The following is a 4407-nucleotide window of genomic DNA, read 5'->3' as shown; positions in this document are numbered from 1 at the left end:
CTGGAGGAGGCGGTGGAAAGCCTGGTGGCGGCCTGCCTGATGCTGGCCGATGTGACGCGGCCGCAGCAGGCCGAGGCCAGCGCGGCCCGCGGCAAACCGCCGGCGCGCCGCGGTCCGCCGCAGCGCGGACGCTACTGAGCGAACAGCCGCGCCGCGTGCAGACCCAGGCCGGTGGCGACCGAGGCAAAGGCGTCGCCGCGCACCGCCTGCGCCGTCGGGAATTCGGCTGCGATGCGGTCGGCCAGCAGGCGCAGGCCGGTGGAACCGCCGGTGAAATACAGCGCGTCGATCTGGTCGGGACGCAGGCCGGCTTGCGTTACGGTCTCGCGCCCGGCCTGCACGATGCGGCCGATGTCGGCCTGCAGCGAATCGACCGCGACGCGCTCGCTCAGCGGCACCCGCAGCCCGTTCTCCACCAGGCCGAGGTCGATCTCGGTGTCACCGCCGCCCGAGACGGCGATCTTGGCGTCCTCGGCACGGCCGGCCAGCTCGTGGCCCAGCCGGTCTTCCACCACCGTCATCAGGCGCTGGTGGTGCAGCGGGTTGCCGTAGAAGCTCTTCATGCCGCGCAGCTCGGCGATGCGCCCGGGGTTGTAGACGGTGTTGATCAGGTGCCAGGTGGCGAGGTCGAAGTAGACGCCGCTGGGCACTTCGCGCGGCGGCGAGTCACCGCGCGCCGGGCCGAGCGAGCGGTAGCCGAACTCGCGCAGGATGGAGGCCAGCTCGATATGGCGGTCGAAGTCGGTGCCGGCGATATGCACGCCGTGGTTGGCCAGGATGTCGTCGCGCCGGTCCAGGCGCTGCATGCGTTGCGGGCCGACGCGCACGACCGAGAAGTCCGAGGTGCCGCCGCCGATGTCGGCCACCAGAACGATGCGTTCTTCGCTGATCTTGCTTTCGTAGTCGAAGGCCGCGGCGATGGGCTCGAACTGGAACTCGACCTGGCGAAAGCCCACGGCTTGCGCCGCGGCCTTCAAGGAGGCTTGCGCTTCGGCATCGCGCGCCGGGTCTTCGTCGACGAAGAAGACCGGACGGCCGAGCACCAGCTGGTCCAGCGGCGCGGCGGCGCCGGCCGCCAGGGCCTGGTTGCGCAGGCGCTTGAGGTAGCCGGCCAGGATGTCGAAGTACTTCACGCCATGGCCGCCGCCCACATCGGTGGTCTGTTCGATCAGCCCGGAGCCGAGGATGCTCTTCATCGAGCGCATCAGGCGCCCGTCGCTGCCTTCCACATAGGCCGCCACCGCGGCGCGGCCGAACGCGCGCGGCGGGCCATCGGCGTCATGCCGGCCTTCGGTGAAATAGAAAACCGCGGTGGGCATGGTGCGGTAGCCGGGTTCCAGCTCCACCAGGCGCATGCCGGCGCCGCCGGCCGCCGGGATGGCAATGGCCGAGTTGGAGGTGCCGAAGTCAATGGCGCAGAAGGACGAAGCTGGCATGAAGAGCGCACCGGAAGAGGGGCGCGGATTGTAGCCAGCCCGGCGCCTGGGCCATTCAGGCAACAGCCATTTGCGGGCTGCGCTGGGTCGGCAGCGCACGGCCGTAGAAGCCGAATTCCAGCTCCGGGCGCTGACCATTCATCAGCTCGGCCAGGGCGCGGCCGGAGCCGGCGCCATGGGTCCAGCCCAAGGTGCCGTGGCCGGCATTGATCCACAGATTGGCGGCCTTGGTGCTGCGGCCGATGTAGGGGATGTTGGTCGGCGTGCTGGGGCGCAGGCCGGTCCAGTAATTGGGCTCGCTGGTGTCGGCCACGCCGGGGAACAGCTCTTCGTAACGGCGCACCAGCGCTTCGCAGCGCACTCGGGCGGTGGGCGTGTCCAGGCGGGTGTCGATGCCATTCAGTTCAGCCGTGCCCGCGATGCGCACATGGTCGCCCAGGCGTGAGATGGCGATCTTGCGGGTGTCGTCCAGCAGGCTGACCACGCTGGCGGCCTCGGGCTTCTTCAGTCGCAGCGTGGCTGAGTAGCCTTTGGCTGGGTAAATGGCCAGGTACTCGCCGAGCGGCTTGAGCAGGGCCGGCGTGTAGGAGGCCATCGCAGCGACGAAGGCGTCGGCCTGCAAGGTGTAGCTGCGGCCGCCGTTGACGGCCGGGCTGTGCGGTGCGACGGTGACGCCATCGATGCGGCCGCTGCTGTGTTGCAGCGACAGCACGTCATGCCCGTACAGGAAGGTGGCGCCGCGCTCGGCACACAGGCGCGCGAGCTTCTGCGTGAACACCTTGGCATCGCCGGATTCGTCGCTGGGCGTGAAGGTGCCGCCGAAGATGTTGCTGCCGAAGCTGGCAAGCGCTGGCTCGACTTTGAGCACCTCGTCGCGCCCCAGCACGCGGCGGTCCACGCCATGGCGGCGCATCAACTCGGCGCCGGCCGCACCGGCGTCGAAATCGGCCTGGCTGGAGAAGAAGTGCAGGATGCCGCGCTCCAGGCGTTCGTACTCGATGCCGGTCTGCGCCACCAGGCTCTTCAGCGAGGCATGGCTGTAGGCACCCAAGGCGACCAGTTGCTGGACATTGCGCTCGAAGGCAGCGCTGGTGCATTGCGTCAGGAAGGACAGGCCCCAGCGCCACTGCGCCGGGTCCAGGCGTGGGCGGAACAGCAGCGGTGAATCGTCGCGAAGCAGCCACTTAGCTACCTTGAAGGGCGCGCCGGCATTGGCCCAGGGCTCGCAAAAACTGACTGAGATCTGCGCGCCGTTGGCGAAGCTGGTCTCCAGCGCCGCGTCGGCCTGGCGGTCGACCACAGTGACTTCATGGCCCTGCTCCAGCAGATACCAAGCGGTACTGACCCCGATGATTCCCGCACCCAGAACGACGACGCGCATGACCACTCCTTCAGGTAGACGACCCCGACAGGGGATTCAGCAACAGTTGCAGTCCCAGCATGCCCATCAGCAGGGCGACGCCGGCATCAATGCTGCGCCAGACCAAGGGACGGCGCAATGGTTCGGCCACGGCCGCGGCACCGAAGCCCAGGGCCGAGAACCACATCAGAGAGGCCAGTGAGGCTCCGGCTGCGAACAGGCCGCGCAGCGCCTCAGGCTGCTGCAGGCTCACCGTGCCCAGCAGCACTACCGTGTCCAGGTAGACATGGGGGTTCAGATAGGTCATGGCCAGGGTGCTTCCCAGCACGGCCTTCAGGCTGGCACCGCCGGCCTGTGCCTCGAGCGCACTCTGGCCGTTCCATGCGCGCAGCGCTGCCTTCAATGCGTAGATCAGCAAGAAGGCTGCGCCGCCCCAGCGGAACAGTTCCAGCAGCAGCTGGCTGCTGGCGATCACGGCGCCCAGACCAAAGACCCCCAGCATGATCAGCAGAATGTCCGAGATGGCGCACACCGCTACCACAGCGCCGACATGCTGGCGCAGCAGGCCTTGGCGCAGCACCAAGGCGTTCTGGGCGCCGATAGCCATGATCAGGCTGGCACCGGTGAGCCAGCCTTGGCTGAGAGCGCTGAGTTCAGGGGTGTACATGGGTGGGGCAAAGGCAATGCCGGATTGTCGGCAGAGTGCGGGCAAACATGAAGAGGCATTCACTTTTCTCGCGCTACATTAGGACGGCTTATGAAAGACCTGGACTCTGCCGGACTCGATTGCCTGGCCGCCTTGGCCGATGAGCGCAGCTTTGACCGCGCGGCACAGCGTTTATCGATCACACAGAGCGCTGTGTCGCAGCGCCTGCGCAGCCTGGAGGCGCAGGTGGGTCAGCTGCTGGTGGTGCGCTCACGGCCTTTGCGCCTGACGGAGCCCGGCAAGGTGCTGCTGCGTTTTGCGCGCCAACTGCAGGCTTTGCGTGCCGAGGTGGGCCGCGAGCTGGGGGCCGGGGCTGCCGTCAACGAATGCATTGCCATTGCGGTGAACGCCGACAGCCTGGCCACCTGGGTGCTGCCAGCCTTGGACGCGGTCGCCCAGCAGGGGTTACGCGAGGGCTTCGGCCTGGAACTCGTGGTCGACGACCAGGATTTCACGCATGACTGGCTGCGCCAGGGTGAGGTGCTGGGCTGCGTCAGCACGGTGAAGCAGGCTCTGCGCGGCTGCCTGGTGCAGCCCTTGGGGCTGATGCGCTACGTGGCGGTGGCGAGCCCGGCCTTTATCCGTGAGCATCTGCCTGTGGGACTGTCTGCCGGCAACTTCGCCCAGACACCGTTCCTGGTCTTCAACCGCAAGGACGACACCCAGGTGCAGTGGGTGTCCAAGGCGTTCGGCCTGAGATCTCCGCGGCTGCTGGAGCGCTTTGTGCCTTCAAGCGAAGCCTATGTGCGTGCCGTGCAGGCGGGCTGGGGCGTGGGTGTGGCGCCCGAATTGCAGTTGCGGCCGTTGATCGAGTCGGGAGAGTTGCTGTGCATTCGCCCGGACATCAGCGTCGACGTGAGCCTCTATTGGCATCAATGGAAGCTGCAGTCCGAGCACGCGCCAGC

4 protein-coding genes are annotated in these 4407 nt (G+C 67.7%); 1 reads left to right on the top strand and 3 read right to left on the bottom strand.

Going from position 1 to position 4407, the window contains the following annotated elements:
* Positions 1–131: 131 nt before the first annotated feature.
* The 3 genes from ACIQ67_RS19890 to ACIQ67_RS19880 are packed head-to-tail and all read right to left on the bottom strand — an operon-like array spanning position 132 to position 3463.
* Entirely contained in the window at positions 132–1436 is a 1305-nt protein-coding gene (locus ACIQ67_RS19890) for an Hsp70 family protein (RefSeq protein ID WP_397536108.1), read from the bottom strand.
* A gap of 55 nt (positions 1437–1491) precedes the next feature.
* Positions 1492–2817 (bottom strand): D-amino acid dehydrogenase, encoded by a 1326-nt coding sequence (locus ACIQ67_RS19885; RefSeq protein ID WP_397536107.1) that lies wholly within the window; start codon positions 2815–2817, stop codon positions 1492–1494.
* Between the two features lie 10 nt (positions 2818–2827).
* Entirely contained in the window at positions 2828–3463 is a 636-nt protein-coding gene (locus ACIQ67_RS19880; RefSeq protein ID WP_397536106.1) for a LysE/ArgO family amino acid transporter, read from the bottom strand.
* 90 nt (positions 3464–3553) lie between these two features.
* On the opposite strand from ACIQ67_RS19880, the gene ACIQ67_RS19875 reads away from it, so the two are divergent.
* Positions 3554–4407 (top strand): LysR family transcriptional regulator ArgP (locus ACIQ67_RS19875; RefSeq protein ID WP_397536105.1); only part of this gene is annotated, 854 nt, incomplete at its 3' end.

The sequence above is a fragment of the Roseateles sp. genome, from assembly GCF_044373315.1.
In the GTDB taxonomy this organism is placed as follows: domain Bacteria; phylum Pseudomonadota; class Gammaproteobacteria; order Burkholderiales; family Burkholderiaceae_C; genus JACDQM01.
The sequence above is the reverse complement of the archived record's forward strand: the minus strand, read 5'-3'. Positions and strand labels throughout refer to the sequence as shown.